Source organism: Roseiarcus sp. (genome assembly GCF_049514155.1).
Lineage (GTDB): Bacteria > Pseudomonadota > Alphaproteobacteria > Rhizobiales > Beijerinckiaceae > Roseiarcus.
Window position 1 is genome coordinate 1 of sequence record NZ_JBEKVH010000033.1, and the last position, 17,773, is coordinate 17,773.

At 67.3% G+C, this 17,773-nt stretch carries 16 protein-coding genes, 2 tRNA genes and 1 pseudogene; 11 read left to right on the forward strand and 8 right to left on the reverse strand.

The features are described 5' to 3' along the window. The 3 genes and pseudogenes from ABSF49_RS07160 to ABSF49_RS07170 all read left to right on the forward strand — a co-directional run. Positions 1 to 131 (forward strand): annotated as a pseudogene (locus ABSF49_RS07160) (sugar phosphate isomerase/epimerase); the annotation flags it as partial. A gap of 61 nt (positions 132 to 192) precedes the next feature. Further along, positions 193 to 1,200, forward strand: coding sequence for a Gfo/Idh/MocA family protein (locus tag ABSF49_RS07165; RefSeq protein ID WP_424111951.1), 1,008 nt, complete (start codon positions 193 to 195; stop codon positions 1,198 to 1,200). 80 nt (positions 1,201 to 1,280) lie between these two features. Beyond that, a complete protein-coding gene (locus ABSF49_RS07170; RefSeq protein WP_424111952.1) occupies positions 1,281 to 2,111 on the forward strand; it encodes a TIM barrel protein in 831 nt (276 codons plus the stop codon). Positions 2,112 to 2,613: 502 nt separating this feature from the next. Here ABSF49_RS07170 and ABSF49_RS07175 read toward each other — a convergent pair. After that, positions 2,614 to 2,689 (reverse strand) — tRNA-Ile (locus tag ABSF49_RS07175). Between the two features lie 324 nt (positions 2,690 to 3,013). Between ABSF49_RS07175 and lptC the strand changes: the two genes are divergently transcribed. From lptC to lptB, 3 genes are read left to right on the forward strand one after another with little or no spacing between them, the layout of a single operon-like run. Beyond that, a complete protein-coding gene (lptC, locus tag ABSF49_RS07180; RefSeq protein ID WP_424111953.1) occupies positions 3,014 to 3,610 on the forward strand; it encodes an LPS export ABC transporter periplasmic protein LptC in 597 nt (198 codons plus the stop codon). Continuing rightward, complete coding sequence (locus ABSF49_RS07185; RefSeq protein WP_424111954.1) at positions 3,607 to 4,221, forward strand: LptA/OstA family protein; 615 nt, start codon at positions 3,607 to 3,609, stop codon at positions 4,219 to 4,221. Before lptC ends, ABSF49_RS07185 begins: the two co-directional genes overlap by 4 nt. Then, positions 4,196 to 5,089 (forward strand): LPS export ABC transporter ATP-binding protein, encoded by an 894-nt coding sequence (gene lptB, locus ABSF49_RS07190; RefSeq protein ID WP_424111955.1) that lies wholly within the window; start codon positions 4,196 to 4,198, stop codon positions 5,087 to 5,089. Before ABSF49_RS07185 ends, lptB begins: the two co-directional genes overlap by 26 nt. A gap of 16 nt (positions 5,090 to 5,105) precedes the next feature. On the opposite strand, the gene ABSF49_RS07195 is transcribed toward lptB, so the two are convergent. The 5 genes from ABSF49_RS07195 to ABSF49_RS07215 form a co-directional block, all read right to left on the reverse strand. Further along, entirely contained in the window at positions 5,106 to 5,432 is a 327-nt protein-coding gene (locus tag ABSF49_RS07195; RefSeq protein WP_424111956.1) for an HPr family phosphocarrier protein, read from the reverse strand. Continuing rightward, positions 5,429 to 5,830 (reverse strand): PTS sugar transporter subunit IIA, encoded by a 402-nt coding sequence (locus ABSF49_RS07200; RefSeq protein ID WP_424111957.1) that lies wholly within the window; start codon positions 5,828 to 5,830, stop codon positions 5,429 to 5,431. The genes ABSF49_RS07195 and ABSF49_RS07200 overlap by 4 nt, the downstream gene beginning before the upstream one ends. Positions 5,831 to 5,994: 164 nt before the next feature. Continuing rightward, positions 5,995 to 6,462, reverse strand: coding sequence for an HPr kinase/phosphorylase (locus ABSF49_RS07205; RefSeq protein WP_424111958.1), 468 nt, complete (start codon positions 6,460 to 6,462; stop codon positions 5,995 to 5,997). Further along, positions 6,459 to 8,285: a stimulus-sensing domain-containing protein gene (locus tag ABSF49_RS07210; protein WP_424111959.1), complete on the reverse strand. Its 1,827-nt coding sequence runs from the start codon at positions 8,283 to 8,285 to the stop codon at positions 6,459 to 6,461. The genes ABSF49_RS07205 and ABSF49_RS07210 overlap by 4 nt, the downstream gene beginning before the upstream one ends. 46 nt (positions 8,286 to 8,331) lie before the next feature. Beyond that, on the reverse strand, positions 8,332 to 9,030 hold the full coding sequence (locus tag ABSF49_RS07215) for a response regulator transcription factor (RefSeq protein WP_424111960.1): 699 nt from the start codon (positions 9,028 to 9,030) through the stop codon (positions 8,332 to 8,334). 305 nt (positions 9,031 to 9,335) lie between these two features. Here ABSF49_RS07215 and ABSF49_RS07220 point away from each other — a divergent pair, with 305 nt between their 5' ends. Further along, complete coding sequence (locus tag ABSF49_RS07220) at positions 9,336 to 10,061, forward strand: HugZ family pyridoxamine 5'-phosphate oxidase (RefSeq protein ID WP_424111961.1); 726 nt, start codon at positions 9,336 to 9,338, stop codon at positions 10,059 to 10,061. Between the two features lie 3 nt (positions 10,062 to 10,064). Here the strand turns inward: ABSF49_RS07220 and ABSF49_RS07225 are convergent, their stop codons facing one another. Continuing rightward, complete coding sequence (locus tag ABSF49_RS07225) at positions 10,065 to 11,846, reverse strand: hypothetical protein (protein WP_424111962.1); 1,782 nt, start codon at positions 11,844 to 11,846, stop codon at positions 10,065 to 10,067. Positions 11,847 to 11,978: 132 nt separating this feature from the next. Between ABSF49_RS07225 and ABSF49_RS07230 the strand changes: the two genes are divergently transcribed. Further along, the gene (locus ABSF49_RS07230; RefSeq protein ID WP_424111963.1) at positions 11,979 to 13,505 is read left to right on the forward strand and encodes a hypothetical protein; all 1,527 of its coding nucleotides are present in this window, start codon (positions 11,979 to 11,981) and stop codon (positions 13,503 to 13,505) included. A 24-nt stretch (positions 13,506 to 13,529) separates the two neighbouring features. Continuing rightward, positions 13,530 to 14,678: a patatin-like phospholipase family protein gene (locus ABSF49_RS07235; RefSeq protein WP_424111964.1), complete on the forward strand. Its 1,149-nt coding sequence runs from the start codon at positions 13,530 to 13,532 to the stop codon at positions 14,676 to 14,678. A gap of 185 nt (positions 14,679 to 14,863) precedes the next feature. On the opposite strand, the gene ABSF49_RS07240 is transcribed toward ABSF49_RS07235, so the two are convergent. Next, positions 14,864 to 15,640 (reverse strand): enoyl-CoA hydratase, encoded by a 777-nt coding sequence (locus ABSF49_RS07240; RefSeq protein WP_424111965.1) that lies wholly within the window; start codon positions 15,638 to 15,640, stop codon positions 14,864 to 14,866. Positions 15,641 to 15,770: 130 nt separating this feature from the next. Here ABSF49_RS07240 and ABSF49_RS07245 point away from each other — a divergent pair. Together ABSF49_RS07245 and ABSF49_RS07250 are read left to right on the forward strand one after the other, a co-directional pair. Continuing rightward, a tRNA-Leu gene (locus ABSF49_RS07245) sits at positions 15,771 to 15,855 on the forward strand. A gap of 827 nt (positions 15,856 to 16,682) precedes the next feature. Beyond that, the gene (locus tag ABSF49_RS07250; protein WP_424111966.1) at positions 16,683 to 17,747 is read left to right on the forward strand and encodes an HD-GYP domain-containing protein; all 1,065 of its coding nucleotides are present in this window, start codon (positions 16,683 to 16,685) and stop codon (positions 17,745 to 17,747) included. Positions 17,748 to 17,773: the final 26 nt, after the last annotated feature.

The window sequence follows — 17,773 nt, forward strand, 5'->3', positions numbered from 1 at the left end:
TCGGCTTCGACGGAATCATGACCGCATGCGTCTTCGCCTGGGAAGAGCGCGCCGACCAATCCGGGCGCTTCATGCGCGAGGAAATGCAGAAATACGTCAATAAATATTGGGGCGAACGGGCGAAAGCCTGAGTCTCGTCGGGCGCGCCGGCGCGCCTGAGACAAACTGGCAAGGGAACCAAAGGAAACGCACATGACCCTGCAAGTCGGCGTAATCGGCGTCGGAATGATCGGCCAGGAGCACATCGCCCGCCTCGCGCGCAAGCTCACCGGCGCACGGATTGTCGCGATCAGCGACATCAACGCCAAAGAGGCGGAAAGGGTGGCGGCCGGAGTCCCGGGAGCGAAGGTCTATGCATCGGGCGAGGCGCTGATCAAGGCCAGCGAAGTGCAGGCGGTGGTCGTCACCACCTGGGGACAGACGCACGAGGCGTATGTGCTCGCGGCGATCGAGGCGGGAAAGCCGGTGTTCTGCGAGAAACCGCTCGCTACGACCGCCGAGGCTTGCCTGCGCATTGTTCAGGCCGAAATCGCTTCGGGTCGACATCTGGTGCAGGTCGGTTTCCAGCGCCGGTATGACAAAGGCTACCGCGCGCTCAAGAAGACGATCGACGACGGCGTCATCGGCGCGCCACTGATGATCCACTGCGCGCACCGCAATCCGTCGGTGCCCGAGGCCTATGTCAGCGACATGGCGATCATCGACACGTTCATTCATGAAATCGACGCCCTTCGCTGGCTCATCAACGACGACTATGTTTCCGCGCAAGTGTTCACGCCGCGCAAGACGCGTCACACGCACGCCAAGCTCGACGATCCAATCATCGTGGTGCTGAGGACCAAGGGCGGCGTGCACATCGATGGCGAGGTGTTCGTCAACTGCCGATACGGCTACGACATTCAGTGCCAGGTGGTCGGCGAGGAAGGCATCGCCAACTTGCCGGAGCCGGAAAGCGTCTTGCTGCGCCGAGAGGGCAGGCTCAGCACGGCGATCGGACAGGATTGGAAAATGCGGTTCATCGACTCCTATGACGTCGAACTTCAGGATTGGATCAAGGCGGCGACAACCGGCAAGATCAGCGGTCCGAGCGCTTGGGACGGCTACTTTGCCGCGGTCACCGCTGACGCCTGTCTCGAAGCGAAGCGCACGGGAGAGACAGCCTCGATCGTGACGCCGCCACGCCCTGCATTCTACGATTGAAGACTCACATAGTATCGATCCGACCGCGTCAGCGCGAACGTCTTCGGCGCGCGGTCGAAGGAAAGTCGGAGGGAGCGCAAATGGCGAACCGCAGGATAAAGTTCGGCTTCAATCATATGGTGTCGCCGTCGCTGACGCCCGAGGCGCTCGTTGACGCGGCGGTTCAAGCCGGCGCCGTCGCGATCGAATTGCGCAACGACGTGGGCGCGAACAGCATCAAGGACGTCGACACGGCTCGCCGCGTCGGCGCCAAAGCCAAGGATCACGGGCTCGAAGTTCGAAGCATCAACGCCCTCTATCCATTCAATGTTTGGAACGACGAGCGCGCCCGCCAGACGCAGAGCCTAGCCAAGCTCGCCGCCGCTTGTGGGGCTGTGGGTCTGGTGATGTGCCCGCTCAACGAAGGCAAGTTGCTCGAAGCGACGCCCGAGAAAGCGGCGGGCCTTCGCGCGGCGCTGAAGGAGGCCCGCGCAATCCTTGGCGCGTTCGGCCTCAAGGGCTTCGTCGAGCCGCTAGGCTTTCCGATTTCTTCGCTGCGTTTCAAGCGGGAAGCGCTTGCGGCGATCGATGATGTCAATGGCGCTGACGTATTCTCTTTGGTGCATGACACATTTCATCATCGTGGCGCTGGCGAGCACGAGAGTTTTGCGGCGCGGACGGGTCTTGTGCACATTTCGGGGCTCGAGGATCCGACAATCAGCTTCACCGACATGCTGGATGGCCACCGCGTGCTCGTTGGGCCGAAGGATCGCTTGGGCAATATCGAGCAACTGAAGCAGCTTTATGCCGATGGCTTCGACGGGATCGTCTCTTTCGAGCCGTTCGCCAAGGAAGTCCACGACCTTGCGCTGCCTGTCGCGGCGGTGCGCGAAAGCATGGCGTACGTGCAGACGGCGGTGGCAGGCGCCTAGTCTTTCGGAGACACAGTCGCGATGGCGCCGCCAAGTCGAACCGCCTCGATCTTGCAAACGCGCTGGGCTTGACGGTCTTCGCGTCGCCCGGCGTCGTTTCGCGACTGATCGCCGAGCGGCTGAGTGTCGCGGCGCGCACGGCGTCGCCGTAGGCCCGCTGGCTGGACAATTTGTTGGCGATGCGCAGTCGCGCAGTGAAACGCGACAGCCGCTTGCCGGCGCGTGGACCGACTATGGGTTCGTCTTGAAAAGGAAGCCAGCGGTCGGAATCTCGGCCTCGTCGGAGCCTTTGTTTGGAGGATTTCGGTTAGAGGCGGAGCGGAAAGGGGTCGGCGATGGCTTTGGGCGCACGGCGCACATACCGGCAGCTTCCGTCTCGTTTGACGAGGCGGGAAGCGAAGGGCGTTTCGTCGTCCATGTTATGCAGTCGGCCGGTCCGCAAGACCGCAGAGACGGCTGAAAAGCCTGAATGTTCTCGCTTGCCTGGCGATCCCGCCGCGCCTGGTGGGCCGGGCAGGACTCGAACCTGCAACCAGACCGTTATGAGCGGCCGGCTCTGACCATTGAGCTACCGGCCCTTTAGGGGGCGCGAGCGGGCGCGGGATTAAACCCAATCCGGACCCAAGACGCAAACGTTTGCCGCCAAGGGCCGGCCGCCGCCCCAACTTCGCCATTGATTTCGTTTCATTAGCGCTCGGTCTATGCTAGGCGACGCGGCTGCGGACCGCTCGCTCTTTCGCCGCGGCGCACCCAAGGAGACGATGTCGGCCCCCGCAACCAGAGCGGATTGGGCGGCCCGCCGGCCAAAGTTCGCTTCCGACGCGACTTCGCCGCTTGGCCGCGACCCGGTTCGGCGGCGCGCGTTCGCGGCGGCTAAGCGCCATTCGCGGGTGGTTCGCTTCATGCGCATCGCAACGCCGACGGCGGCGCTGCTCGCCGTGGCGGCTTTGATTTTCTTCGCCATGTTCGATCCGTTTCGCCGCGAGATCGGCGGCCTGACGGTCGGCGAGCTCAGCGTCGACGGATCGAAGATCGTCATGAGCCATCCGCGCCTGACCGGCTCGCGCAAAGACGGCCGCGCCTATGTCGTCAACGCCGTCAAGGCGATCCAGGACGTCGCGCATCCGACGACCGTCGAGCTGAGGGAGATCGACGGCGACGTCGCAATGGCCGACGACAGCCGCATGCGCGTTAGCGCCGCCGTCGGCCTCTACGACAGCGTCCGCGAGTTTCTCAAACTGACGCAGGATGTGCATCTGCGCAGCCCGAGTTACGACGTGACGCTTTCCGTCGCCGACATCGACTTCAAGGCTGGCGTCTACCGTTCCGATCAGCCGGTGACGGTCGTCACCGGCAACGGCGCGACGATCCACGCGGATTCGGCCGAGGCGCAAGACAACGGCGCCGAGCTGACGTTCATCGGCCACGTCCGATCGACCTTCGCCGGCGAAACCATCGCGGCGCCGGCTCTCGGCAATTTGAAAGGAGCCGCTCCATGACCGCCGCTCGGCGCAGTGTCGCCGTCGCCGTCGCCCTCGCGCTGGCGTTCGTCGCCGTTGCGTCCGCCGCTGCGGCGACCAAAGACTCCGGCGCGTCGCTTCTTCCGGGCGCAGGGTCGAAGCAGCCGGTGTCGATCGAAGCCGACAAGCTCGTCTATTTCGACAAGGAGCAGAAGGCGGTCTACACCGGCAACGTCGTCGTCATCCAGGGCGACAGCAAGATGACTTGCTCCGGGCTGACGATCTACATGGAGAAGGCCGCCGCGCCCGGCGACGCCGCTCCGGCCGCGAACGCCGCCCAGAACGGCGCGGGCGGGTCGTCGAGCCACGTCAAACATCTCGACGCCGCCGGGCCGGTCACCGTCATCTCCAAGACCCAAGTCGCCACCGGCGACCATGGTTCCTACGACAAGGCGCAGAACAAAGTCTGGCTGATTGGCAACGTGACGCTCAGCGACAGCGGCAACGTCACCAAGGGCGACAAGCTCACCTACGACCTCGCCACCGGCGAGGCGACGGTCGACACCGGCGCCGCCGGCCGGGTCAAAGGCCTGTTCATCCCTGGCTCGAGCGGACCGGGCGGCGATGACAAGACCGGCGCGCCGAAGTAGAGAAGGCGACCTCATCATCGCATCGGACGCCAGCTATGCGCAGTCGCCCCGCCCGGAACGCCCTGACTTGAGCGGCGCCTGGTCGCTCGAATCGCGGCCGCGCGCCGCGGCTGAAACGCCCCCCCGCGCCGCGGCGGACGTCGCCGACGGCTATCTCGCCGTTCACAATCTCGGCAAGACCTATGGCGCGCGCGCCGTGGTGCAGGACGTCAGCCTCTATGTCCGGCGCGGCGAAGCGGTCGGTCTGCTTGGCCCCAACGGCGCCGGCAAGACCACCGTCTTTTATATGATCACCGGTTTGGTCAAGCCCGACAAAGGCGTCATCGATCTCGACGGCTATCCGGTCACCAGCTTGCCGATGTATCAGCGCGCGCGGCTCGGCATCGGCTACCTGCCGCAGGAGGCTTCGATCTTCCGCGGCCTCAATGTCGAAGACAACATCCGCGCCGTGCTCGAGGTCACCGAGCCCGACCGCCGCGCGCGCGAGGCGACGCTCAATTCGCTGCTCGAGGAATTCGATATCGCGCGGCTGCGCAAGGCGCCGTCGATCGCGCTGTCGGGCGGCGAACGCCGGCGTTGCGAGATCGCGCGCGCGCTCGCCGGCAAGCCGTCGTTCATGCTGCTCGACGAACCGTTCGCAGGCATCGATCCGATCGCCGTCGGCGACATCCAGGACCTGGTGCGCCATCTCAAGGGTCGCGGCATCGGCGTGCTGATCACCGACCACAACGTGCGCGAGACGCTCGGCCTCATCGACCGCGCCTACATCATTCACAGCGGCCACGTGCTGACCGAGGGGCCGCCGGAAGAGATCGTCGACCATCCCGACGTGCGCCGTTATTATCTCGGCGAGGACTTCCGCATGTAGCGGCGCGCGCCGGCGCTCACTCGTCTTCGTTGAAGCGGTTGGCGACCAGCGCCTCGAGCGCGTCGAGCGCCGCGGTCGCCTGGGCGCCGAGGGCGGTGACGGTGATGGTCGAACCGACCCCGGCGCCGAGCATCAGGATGCCCATGATCGAATCGCCGCCGACGGTTTCGCCGCAGCGGGTGACCTTGACCTCCGCGTCGAAGCGTTCGACGCATTGCACGAACTTGGCGGTCGCCCGCGCGTGCAGGCCCTTGCGATTGACGATGTGGAGATCGCGCGCGTGTGCGCCCGCCATGACTGGCGGCGGGGGACAGTCGTCCTCGTCCAACGGCGTATCGCTCATTTCCCGGCCAGAACCTTGCTTGCCACGGTGATGTATTTGCGCCCGGCGTCGCGCGCTTCCATCACGGCGTGATCGAGGTCGGCGCTTTCGCGCAACGTCGTCAGCTTGATCAGCATCGGCAGGTTGATGCCGCAGATCACCTCGACGCGGCCGCCGTCCATTACCGAGATCGCGAGGTTCGACGGCGTGCCGCCGAACATGTCGGTGAGCAGCACGACGCCGCTGCCGTCCTGAACGCGCGCCACGGCGCCGAGAATGTCGGCGCGGCGCTGCTCCATGTCGTCTTCCGGGCCGATCGTTATCGTCTCGAACCGCGACTGCGGACCAACGACGTGTTCGAGCGCGGCGCGAAACCCAGTGGCGAGCTGGCCGTGAGTGACCAGGACCATTCCGATCATCAAGATTCCATCGTCTTCGCGCGCCGCCGCCGCGCCGGCGGAGGGTCTCGACCCTGCGGAGGGCGCATTTTTGTGCAGTGCGGCGCAATGTTCAAGCGAAATTCGCAAAGCGCCGCGATCAGCCCCACGGCGCCATGATCGGCCTCGGGGCGCCATGATCCGCCTCAAACCCGGCGCGCCAGCGATTCCAGGACGACCAGGGCGTGGTCGGCGGGTCCGTGGGACGGGTCGAGCGGGACGCGCAGCAGCCGGACGCCGAGGATTTCAGCCGACAATTCGCTCTCGCCGGGCAGGCGTGGCGGCGCTTCGCCCCGCCCGGCGAGGTCGACGACCAGTCGGATAACCGCGGCCGGCTCGGCGGCGACCGCGATCAGGCCTTCGAATCGCCGTTCGATTTTGCCAGCGAATTCAGGCGCGCCGCGCGCGATCAGGCGGCTGCCGAAAGCGCGCGCGAAGACGCGGTCGTCGGCGATCAGCGCAGCAAAACAGGTCCGCTCGCGCGCCGCCCCAATCAGCGCCAACGCGAGCGAACTCTTGCCGGCGCCCGACGGACCGCGCAGCAGCACGCCGCTTTCGCCGACGACGAGCGCCGTCGCATGCAGGGCCGTCCACCCCATCGGCGTCGCGCTCACGGAACGATCGCCGGCAGGGCGACGACGAAGCGCGCGCCGGTGCCATGGCGCGTCGCCGCTTCGTCGTTTGCCGCCTGCGACGGTCCCGGGCGGTTCTCGGCCCAGATGCGCCCCCCGTGCGCTTCGACGATCTGACGCGAGATCGACAAGCCCAATCCGGAGTTCTGGCCGAATCCCTGCTCCGGCCGGTCGGTATAGAAGCGCTCGAAGATGCGCTCGAGCGCGTGCGGCGGGATGCCGGGGCCGTCGTCGTCGACGAGCGCCCACACCTCCTCTTGCTTCGGCGCGCCTTCGGCGGTCGGCTGATAGACGGCGCGGCGCAAGGCGACGCGCACCTCGCCGCCCGGCTTCGAGAACGAACACGCATTGTCGATGAGATTGGTGAGCACCTGAGCAAGGCGCGAATCGTGGCCGATGACGATGAAGTCGCTCGGCCGCTGGGCGCCGCGCCGCTCCACCGTCAGCTTCACCGTCACGCCGTTGTTGCGCGGCGAATCCGAGACCATGGCCGCGACCGCCTTGGCGACCTCGACCAGATCGACCGGGCCGGCGTCGCCGCGCGCGAGCTCGGCGTCGAGCCGCGAGGCGTCGGAGATGTCGCTGATCAGCCGGTCGAGGCGGCGCACGTCGTGCTGCATGATGTCGAGCAGACGGTCGCGCGAAGGGCCGGATTTGACCCGCGGCAGGGTTTCCACCGCGCTGCGCAGCGAGGTCAGCGGGTTCTTCAGCTCGTGGGCGACGTCGGCGGCGAAGCTCTCGATCGCGTCGATGCGGTTGTAGAGCGCCTGGGTCATGTCGCGCAGCGCCCCCGACAGATGGCCGATCTCGTCGGAGCGGGCGGTGAAGTCGGGGATCTGCTGGCGCGATCGGATGCCGCGCCGCACCCGCTCGGCCGCTTCGGCCAGTTTGCGCACCGGCTCGGCGATGGTGTTGGCGAGCAACAGCGACAGCACCAGCATCACCGTCGCCAGCACCAGGAAGACGCGCAGCAGCGCCCAGCGCTCCGAGGCGATCACCGAATCGATGTCGCCGCCCAGGGTGGAGAGAAGCAACGCGCCGCGGATCGCGCCGCCCGCGCGTTGGATCGGCGCTGCGACCGAAACGATCGTCTCGTCCGCGGCGTCGACCCGCACCGCCGATTCGGTTCGGCCGGCGAACGCTGCAGCGACCTCAGGCATCGACTTGCCGTTGGTCGCCCATTCTTCGGCGGCGCGCCGTTTCTTCGCCGGCGTTAAGGACTGGCGCAGGTCGCTCCACACTCTTTGCCACCATGGCGGGGTCTCGACGTTCGCCTCGGAGCGCAGGGCGGGGCCGCGCACCGACAGCGTGCTCGAATCGAGCAGCAACAGGCCGTCGAGATCGTAGATGCGGGCGCGGGTGCGAGTCGGCGTGACGAGGCGGTGCAGCACTGGACCGACCCGCTCGGGGTTGATCGAGAACTCGATCGAGTCTTCGTCGTCTTTCTGCGGCTCGGCGTTCTCGTTGGGCGCGAGCCGCAGCAACTTCTCGGGATCGACGGTGATCGTGTCGGTCTCGACCGTCGCCGACGCGGCGATCGCTGCGGAGATGATGCCGGCCTGGGTTTTCAGACTTTGCGTTCGCGCGGCGATGATGTCGGCGCGGAACTGGTTGAGCAGCAGGAAGGCGACGACCAGGACCAGCAGCCCGCCGAGATTGAGGAAGACGATGCGGCGGGTGAGCGAAGAGGAAAAGCTGGAGAGCGCCGCGCGCCTGAAGGCGCGCAGCCGTTGGCGCGCGCGCGAGCGCCGCCATCGCGCGCTTGCGGCGGTCAGGAACGGTTCGCTGTGGGCCTCGCTGCTCATCGCTGCGCGCGGCGCTGGTCGCGCCGCGCCCCGGTCCTCTCCGGCGTCACGCTTCCCGGAAGCGGTAGCCGACGCCGTAGAGCGTTTCGATCATTTCGAATTCGGGCTCCACGACCTTGAATTTCTTACGCAGTCGCTTGATGTGGCTGTCGATCGTCCGGTCGTCGACATAGACCTGGTCGTCGTAGGCGGCGTCCATCAGCGCGTTGCGGCTTTTGACGACGCCGGGGCGCGTCGCCAACGCCTGGAGAATGAGGAACTCGGTCACCGTCAGGGTCACCGGTTCGTTGTCCCAGGTGCAGGTGTGGCGCTCGGGGTCCATCTTCAGCCGGCCGCGCTCGAGAACTTTGGCCTCGCTCTCCTTTTGACTGGCGGCGTCCTTCGGATTGGAGCGCCTGAGGATCGCTTTGACCCGCTCGACCAGCAGCCGTTGCGAGAACGGTTTGCGGATGAAGTCGTCGGCTCCCATCTTGAGGCCGAACAGCTCGTCGATTTCCTCGTCCTTGGAGGTGAGGAAGATCACCGGCATGTCGGACTTCTGCCGCAGCCGGCGCAACAGCTCCATCCCGTCCATGCGCGGCATCTTGATGTCGAAGATGGCGAGATCGGGTGGGTTGGCCTTCAACCCGTCGAGGGCGCTGGCGCCGTCGGTGTAGGTCTGCACGCGATAGCCTTCGGCCTCCAGCGACAGGGAGACTGAGGTGAGAATGTTGCGGTCGTCGTCGACCAGGGCGATCGTCGGCATGACTCTCCTGCTTCCATCCGCTTGCGTCGCGTCGGCTAGCCGCCGCCGTTTCCCACAAGGCGCGGCGGCACAATAAAGCCTTTCGCGGCCGAAATGTGGCCCTCTTAAGAACCGCTTGGGTCGCGAAGGGGCTTCCGCCGCGCGCCTTTTCGCCCGTCGCCGGCCAAAATAGCCCGCTTTGCCAAATGTTCAAACCGCGCTCCGGGCGAGCCGGTCCGCCGACTTGACCGCGCTGGCGCGGCGCGCTTTGTCTCTCCCGGCCGGCGGCGGCTAAGCCGGCGACCCTCGAGGCGGGGACGGCGAACATGATTGCGGCGGGCGCGGAAGAGTCGCGGACGGCCGCGATCGCCGACGCCAAGCGGCTGCTGCGCCTGTCGCGCACCGCCGCCCTGGCGACGCTCGGCGCCGACGGTTCGCCGCTGACGACCTGGGTCGGCTGCGCCAGCGATCTCGACGGCGCGCCGCTGTTCCTGCTCTCCACGCTCGCTCAGCACACCAAGAACCTCGCCGGCGACGCGCGCGGCTCGCTGCTGTTGACCAGCCCGCCCGACCGCGGCGATCCGCTCAACCACCCGCGTCTGACCGTCGGCGGGCCGATCGCGCCCCATTCTGACCCTTACGCGCGCAGGCGCTACCTGCAGCGCAATCCCAAGGCCAAGCTTTACGCGCCTTTCGTCGATTTCGCGATCCACCGCATGCGGATCGAGGCGGTGCATTTCAACGGCGGCTTCGGCCGCGCCGACAAGCTCGTTCCCGCCGACATTCTCGCGCCTCCAGGCGAGGCGGCGGCGCTGACCGACGCCGAGGACGTTCTTCTCGCCGAGATCAACGCGGCTGAAGGGCTGGCGGCGCAGCTCGCCGGGCGGCGCGAGGCGGGACGGCGGGTCTGGCGCGCGATCGGGCTCGACGCCGAGGGGCTCGATCTCGCCGCTGGCGGCGCGGCGGCGCGAGTCGGTTTTCCCGCGCCGGCGTTCGAGCCGCAGGCATGGCGGCGACGGCTGGCCGACGCTCTGGCGTCGTCGTCGCCTTAAGCCTCAGCTCGCCGACAAGCGACGGCTCTCGACCGCCACCCGCCACGCGTCGAGATCGGACAGCATCGCCCGCGTCGTCGCTTCGGCGACGCCGCGCAACCCACGGATGTCCAGCGCGCCGACGATGCGCGCCTGGAGCGCGCGCAACTCGCCGGCGGTGCGGCGCGAGCGGCGCGCCAGATCCTCGTAGTCGCCGAACAAGCGCACGCCATAGGCGGCCGTCGCGGCCGCCGGCAGGAAGATCGCCGCCGCCAGGCCCCAGCTTTCGTAGCTTTCGAGCCCGGACGCGACGAAGAAGCGCACGGCGAGATAGACGGCGTTGTTGACCAGCGAGGCCGCCAGCAGGATGACGCCGATCCCTTCGTAGACGTGGTCGCGCCGTTCCAGCCGTTCGGCGTTGGCGATGTGGTAGGCGAGCTGCTCGTCGACCAAAGCCGCGAGGATGTCGCGGATTTCGCCGCTGAGGTTAGCGATCTCGCCGGCGAACAACGGCAGTTCGCGCGCGACCGCGCGCGCGCACCAACCGGGCCAGGCCGCTTGCGCCGGCTTCAGATGCGACGGCCAGGCGCCGAGCAGCCACGCCGGCGCGACGATCCGCAGCCGTTCGGCGACTTCGCGCGCCTCGAACCACTGATGATGCCAGCGCCGGCGGGTGGCGAACAGCACCAGCCCGCCGACCAGCGCGACGGTCAGGAGCTCGAACGCCGCGGCGGTCAGATGCAACTCTCGGAAGCGCGCCGCGGCGGCGACCAACGCGCTCGCCAGCACCGTCGCCGCGGAGCTGACCAGAAACAGCCGGCGATAGGCGCCGGCGTGACGCGCGGCGACGTCTTCGGCCGCTAACAGAGCCTGAGCATAGCGCTTTGCCGCGGCGCGATTGGTCGGCGATTCGCCGACGGCGGCGCTCACGCGCGGCCATTGCGCGCGCGGCGCCTTCAGGTCGCGACCGTCGAACACGTGACTGGCGCGGCGGCTGGCATCGGCGCCGACGCGGCAGGCGAAATATTGCTTGAGCCCGGCGCGCTCCTCCGCTGCCAGCGGCGGGCCGACAATGTGCGCAATCAGTTCGGCCAACGCCGGCGCCAGCGGGCGCGGCGCGATGTCGAGCGCGCGCCGCGTCGTCGCCTCGTCGGCCGGTTCGTCGGCCCACAGCAGTCGCGTCGCGCCGTCCTCGGGATCGACGACGATGATCGGCGCGCCGCGCCGCGCCGCTTCCTCGACGATCTGGCCGGTGCCGCCGCGCCCCTCGGCCGGCTTGCCGTCCCATACGGCGACAAGGATGTCGGATTGGGCGAGCGTCGTCAGGCCCGCCGCTTCGAACGTCGCCGGCAACCGCTCAGCGAGCGGCGAGGCGGAATCGCCGGCGAGCGGCAGGATCAGCGTGGCGCGGGCGCGCGCCGCAAGCGCAGCGAATTCCTGGCGCGACGCGTCGTCGACGAACGTCTCGAGGTAGATCGGCGCTGGGCAGGGCAGAACCACGTCGAGGGCGAAGCCGGCTTCGAGCGCGGCGCGGGCGGCGATGCGGTCGGCGCCCTCGGCGAGCGATGAGATCAGCGTCACGATCGGCGGAACTTCGCTGAAGCTCGCCTTCGCCTCGGCGCCGATCGCGGCGAGGCCCGCAGCCGTAGCGGCGAACGCCGCTTCGAGCGCCTTTCCCACCGCCGCGACGTCGAAAGCGCGCGGCGCGCCCTGGCCGTTTTCGGCCGCCGCCGGCGCGCGCGTGAGGCGATGGCCGGTGACGCCGAGCGTCAGCGCCAGGCGAGGCTTGGGCGGGTGGCGGCTCACTGGGCGACGGGCTCCGGCGCTAAGGACGAGCGATGGGCGCTACGCCTATCATCCCAAGCCATTTTTCACTCGACAAGTTCGCGCGATTGAATTTCTACTGATTGTCCCAGTTTGCCGCCGCCTTTGATGATCATGATCCCCGCACAGGTCTCCGGAGACGACGATCTCAGGCTCGCGCCCGTGCTCACGGTGTTGTGGGCGGGCGGCGACGGCGCTGACGCAGCCGCAATCGGCGAGGCGGCCAAGCTCTTTCAGGCGGCGGCGCGCGCGGCGGTCGAGCGCTGGCCGGAGGTCTATCGCGGGCCGGGCCGGGCGCGGCTGATCTGCCGCGACGACGACCCGCCGTCTGTCGCGGTGGCCGAGGCGGCGAAGCGCGCCGGCGTCGAAATCGACGTGCATGGCGGCGGAGCGGCGGCCTGCGACGCGGCGCTGCTGGCGAGCCGCGACTTCGCCAAGATTCCGGCTACGCTGCCGGCGTTGGTGGCGGAATCGGGCGCGGCGGCGCGGCTGGCGATCGATTCCGGCTTCGAGCCGTCGCTCGAAGGGGCGCCGCGTCGGCGCGGCGACGCCGCGGCGAGCCCAGAGGCGATCGCCGAGGCGCTGCTGTCGCCGCCGCGCCGCGTCGCCGACCGGCGCGACCTCGGCGAGTATCAGCGCGAAGACCCGGGCCGCCGCGCCTACCGTTACGAATACGCGCTGCTGTTGCGGCTGATCGGCGAGCCGTCCGAGACCAGTTCGGGGCTCGACGATTCCTGGACGCGCGCGGCGGCGGCCAATTCCTCGGCGAGCGTCGATCGCAGCGAGGCGCTCGATCGCCTGCGCCGCGAATACGAGCGCGGCGACGCGCTGGCGCTCGCCTACGGCCGGCGCTGGCGCAGCACGCTGGCGGCGCGCTCGTTCCTGCTCTTCGCCGTCAACTTCGCTTCCGGTTTTGTCGGCGCGCTGTTCCCGGTCGCTTCGCCGGTGACGGTGCCGCTGCAGTTTGCGATGACCGGGCTGCTTTATCTCGATCAGCATGTCGCCAGGCGGCGGCGCTGGCGGATCAAGTGGATCGATTACCGCCGCGCCGCCGAAGCCGCGCGCATCGCCCGGTTCTGCGTGCTGGGGGGAATCGCCCCTCCCGACGCCGCGTCGGGCTCGTGGGTCGACTGGCGGCTCAAGCGCGCGCTGCGCGGCGCCCCGGCGGCGGGGTTGGCGGAGCGCGACGCCGCAGGATTCCTGACCTACCTCGGCGAGGTCGAGATCGACCCGCAGATCGCCTACCATCGCGCCGCCTATCGACGCTTCCGTCGGCTCGACGCGCGCCTGCGCCGCGCCGCGACGACGGTCCTGCTGACGTCGGCGGCGCTTGGCGCGGCGCTGGCGGCGGTCGCGCTCTCCGGGCTTCTGCGCGCGCCGGTGTCGCTGCTCGCCGCGGTCGGCCTCGCGCTCAGCGCCGGGCCGGGACTTTCGGCGGCGCTCAACGGATTGCGCAATCAGCTCGACGTGGTGCGGCAGGCGGCGCGCTCGGCGCGCATCGGCCTCGCGCTGCGTCGTCTGCGCCGCGCCCTCGACGACGCGCCGCCGAACGCCGCGCTGGCGCGCAGCGCCGCCAGGCGCGCCGCCGAGATCATGCTCGACGACGTCTCCGCCTGGGATCGGGCGATGGAGATCGTCTAGGCCGTAGCGCGCAAGGAGGATGGCATGAGCGACGCGACCCAGACTGCCTCGTCCGCCCGCGATCGTCACCTGTTTGCGCCTGGCCCGAAGCGCATCCTCGCGCTCGATGGCGGCGGCGTGCGCGGCGTCGTCGCGCTGGCGTTCCTCAAGGAGATCGAGCGCACGTTGGCGGCGCAGGCGGGGCGGCCGGTGCGCCTGTGCGACCACTTCGACCTGATCGGGGGCACCTCGACCGGCGCCATCATCGCCGCCGGCCTCGCGCTCGGTCACAGCGTCGATGAATTGATCGATTTCTATCAAGAACTCGCGCCGCGGGTGTTCCGTCAGCCAATCGTGAAGCTGCCCGGCTGGAAGGCGATCTTCGACGCGCGCGCGCTGGCCAAAGCGCTCGAAGGGGTGATGGGCGACCGCCGGCTTGACACCGAGGACCTGCAGACCGGCCTCGGCATTACGCTCAAGCGGCTCGACACCGGCAGCGCCTGGGTGCTGGTCAACAATCCGCGTTCGGCGTTCTGGGAGTCGCCGGCCGACCGCAGCTACATCGGCAATCGCTATTACCGGCTCGCCCAGATCGTGCGCGCCAGCACCGCCGCGCCGCATTATTTCGATCCGCAGGAGATCGAGATCGCCGACGGCGTGCAGGGCCTGTTCGTCGACGGCGGGCTGACGCCGCACAACAATCCGGCGCTGGCGCTGTTCCTGTCCGTCTTCGTGCCGCGTCTCGGCATCGGCTGGGACGTCGGCCCCGACAAGCTGACGATCGTCTCGGTCGGCGCCGGCACGTTCCGCGACCGCTTCGAGGCTTCCACCCTGACGCGCGCCGCCTCGGTGAGGCTGGCGCTGAGGGCGATGATTCAGCAGATCGGCGACAATCAGCAATTGATCCTGACGCTGATGTCGCTGCTCAGCGAAAGCCCGACGCCATGGCCGATCAACGCCGAGCTCGGCGACCTCGGTTCGCTCGTCGCGCCGCGCGGGGCGCTGTTCCGCTTCCTGCGCTACGACATCAAGCTCGAAGGGGAATGGCTGAGCGAGCGGGTCGGCGCGACGGTGACGGCCGAGCAGATTCGTCAGATGCGGCGGCTCGACGACGCCCGTTCGATGCCGCTGCTCAGCGAGCTTTCCGCCGAAGCGGCGCGCCGGCAGGTGAAGGCGGCGGACTGGGCCATGTGAACGTCCGCGCTCGCCGCTCGCGAGTCGTTCGATAAGGCGGCGTAGAGCGCCCTGATCGTGTCATTCCCGACGGCCGCGCCAGCGGCCGATCGGGAATCCAGAGTCGCGGACGCAGATCGCCGAGCGTCTGGATTCCCGGTCGGGCCTGCGGCCGGCCGGGAATGACACATTCAGCGCAGCGCGCCTCAGCGGTTCTTGAACGCCGCCGGCCGCTTTTCGGCGAAGGCGCGCATGCCTTCCTTCTGGTCCTCGGTGGCGAACAGGGCGTGGAACATCCGCCGCTCGAACCGCAGCCCTTCGGCGAGCGTCGTTTCGAAGGCGCGATTGACGCTCTCCTTGGCGGCATAGACCGCCGTCGCGGAATAGGAGGCGATCGTCGCGGCGACTTTCAGCGCTTCGTCGATCAGCTCGGCCGCCGGCACGAGGCGCGCGACGAGGCCGGAACGCTCGGCTTCGGCCGCGTCCATCGTCCGACCGGTCAGCGTCAACTCCATCGCCTTGGCCTTGCCGACGGCGCGGGTCAGCCGCTGCGTGCCGCCGCCGCCGGGGATGATCCCGAGCCTGATCTCCGGCAGGGCGAACTTGGCGGTGTCGGCGGCGAGAATGAAATCGGCCATCATCGCCAGCTCGCAGCCCCCGCCGAGCGCGAGACCCGCCACCGCGGCGATGAGCGGCTTGCGCGCATGCGTCACATGATCCCAGTGGCCGAAGAAGTCGCCGAGGAACATCTCGGCGAAGCTCGCTTCCTGCATCTCCTTGACGTCGGCGCCGGCGGCGAAGGCCTTGTCCGAGCCGGTCAGCACCATCGCGCCGATGGCTGGATCCGCGGCGAAGGCGCTGAGCGCCTGGTTGAGTTCATCGATCATCGCGCTGTTGAGCGCGTTCAGCGCCTGCGGCCGATTGAGGCGGACGAGCCCGACGCGGCCGTGGGTCTCGACGAGAATGTTGGCGTAGGTCGTCACGATGGGGACTCCTCTGGCGGAAGTTCGACGCATCCCTAGCCAAGGCGCGGCGCGAAGGGAAGCGGGGCGCTCGCGGCGCCGCCCGCCGCCATTGACAGGCCGCCGCGCGCGCCCTTATGAAGCGCGCCGTGCCCAGGTGGCGGAATTGGTAGACGCACTGGTTTCAGGTACCAGCGGTGCAAGCCGTGAAGGTTCGAGTCCTTTCCTGGGCACCATTTCCGGAAATTGAAGAGCGCATGCGGAAGGCGATCGGCTGATCGACCGGCCCGAATTGGCAATCGCGGCCGAAACGCGGCAGGCCTCGCCTCATCCTCGCCGAATGGAAAAAGAGCCGCGACAAGACGATTCGCCGGCCGTTCATTATCAGGCAGTTAGGCGCCAAAAACCGCGCGGACTGCAAAGCGTGGGGCGCACGCGACGCGCGCTTGAGAAGCGCGGCGGCCGCCGGTCAAGTTTGGCCGTCGGTTTCGTCAAGTCCTGTCAAGCGGCGTCAAGTTTCGTCAAGTCCTTGCTTGAGACGTCCGCTCCCTGCCAGGGCAAAGCGTGAGGAAGTCATCGCCCGGTTCAAGGCCAATGGGAGGCCATCCGAAATTGCCGGATCGGTTGGAATTGGAAGGGTGTCTGTTTACGGAATCCTCAACGGAGCCAGCTTGATATGAGTTGAGCGGTGTTCATTCTCTCTTGAGAATCAAAGCCAATACCAGTTCCACGCTCTGTAACGCTCTGTAACGGCGCATGGGCCGCGTTTTTGCATCTGTGCAATCGATTGTTAGGATCGGAACTTTACAAGAAGGTCGGGCTCGAACGCATTCACCGGCTGGGAGCGCGCCTGTGAACTGGCGCCGAAGTGGTTCCCCATTTAAATGCGACGTAATACAATGAGACTGCGAACGAATTCGACATCCGCGACGGGTCACAGTTCGACGCGGTTTGGCGCCGCTTCTCGTTGCGACCTTGCCCGACGAATCAACGACCTGGATTATCTAGATCGCGGGGACCCAATTGACTGCAATTTCACAATTTTGCCGCGCTCTACGACCCAATGCTAATTCTGACTGACCGGGCCAAAGGCGGCCTTGCAATTTACGACTATCTGACCCGTGGCAGAAGTTGCCAGGTCGTCCCCCTGCATCAGGCCCAGGCGCAACCCCTAAAATATCCGATAATTGTTTGTGATGTCGATATCGGTAACATGACTTCGGTCAGACTGCTCCGCGCTGCGCTGAAGCTTCATCGCGTCGACGCCGACATCCCGGTGTTATTTCTCACGCGCGACAGCACTCGCCTCACGGCCGCTTTGGCGATTTCGCTCGACGCGACAGAATTGGTTTACTGTAACGACCGTCCGGCGGTGATTCATGCGGCGGCCGAGAGGTTGCTCTACGCCTATCAGAGCAGAAACAAAGGCGCCACACGCCCTGCCAGCGTGACGGAAGCGCGCGCATCCGACGCAAAATCGGCGCTTGCCAGCTGCTTTGACGCCGTGAAGCGAGGTGAACCCGTATCGATTGCAGAACTGGACCGGGGCGCCAGCGTCATACTCGGCGCCATCAAACAGGCCAAAATCAGATCGTGGTTGGATGTCGTCTGGCAGTTCGATGACGTAACCTACCAGCACTGTCTGCTGGTGGCCGGCTTGTGTGCTGCGTTCTCCTTGAAGTGGGTCCTCGCGTCGGATCATCAGCATCTGCTGTTGCAGGCCGCGCTTCTCCACGATGTCGGCAAGGCGCGCATACCCTCAAGCATCCTCAACAAGTCTGGTGCCCTATCGAAGCCCGAGATGGACGTCATGCGGACCCATCCGGCGCTGGGTCATGCCATGCTTGCGGGCCAGCGCGGCATCAGCCCGGTCATTCTGGATGTGATACGCCATCACCATGAGTACCTGGACGGCACGGGGTACCCTGACCGTCTTCAGGGGCGGCAGATTAAGGATTACGTGCGCATGGTCACCATCTGCGACATCTACGCCGCGCTGATTGAACGCCGCTCCTACAAAGCGCCGATGCCCCCTCAGCAGGCGCTCGCCGTGCTGACGGACCTAGGCGTCAAGCTCGATAGAAATCTGCTGAAATGCTTTGAAGCGGTGGTTGCAGATTGTGGTTGACCGCTCTGACGTGGATGTTCGCCTAA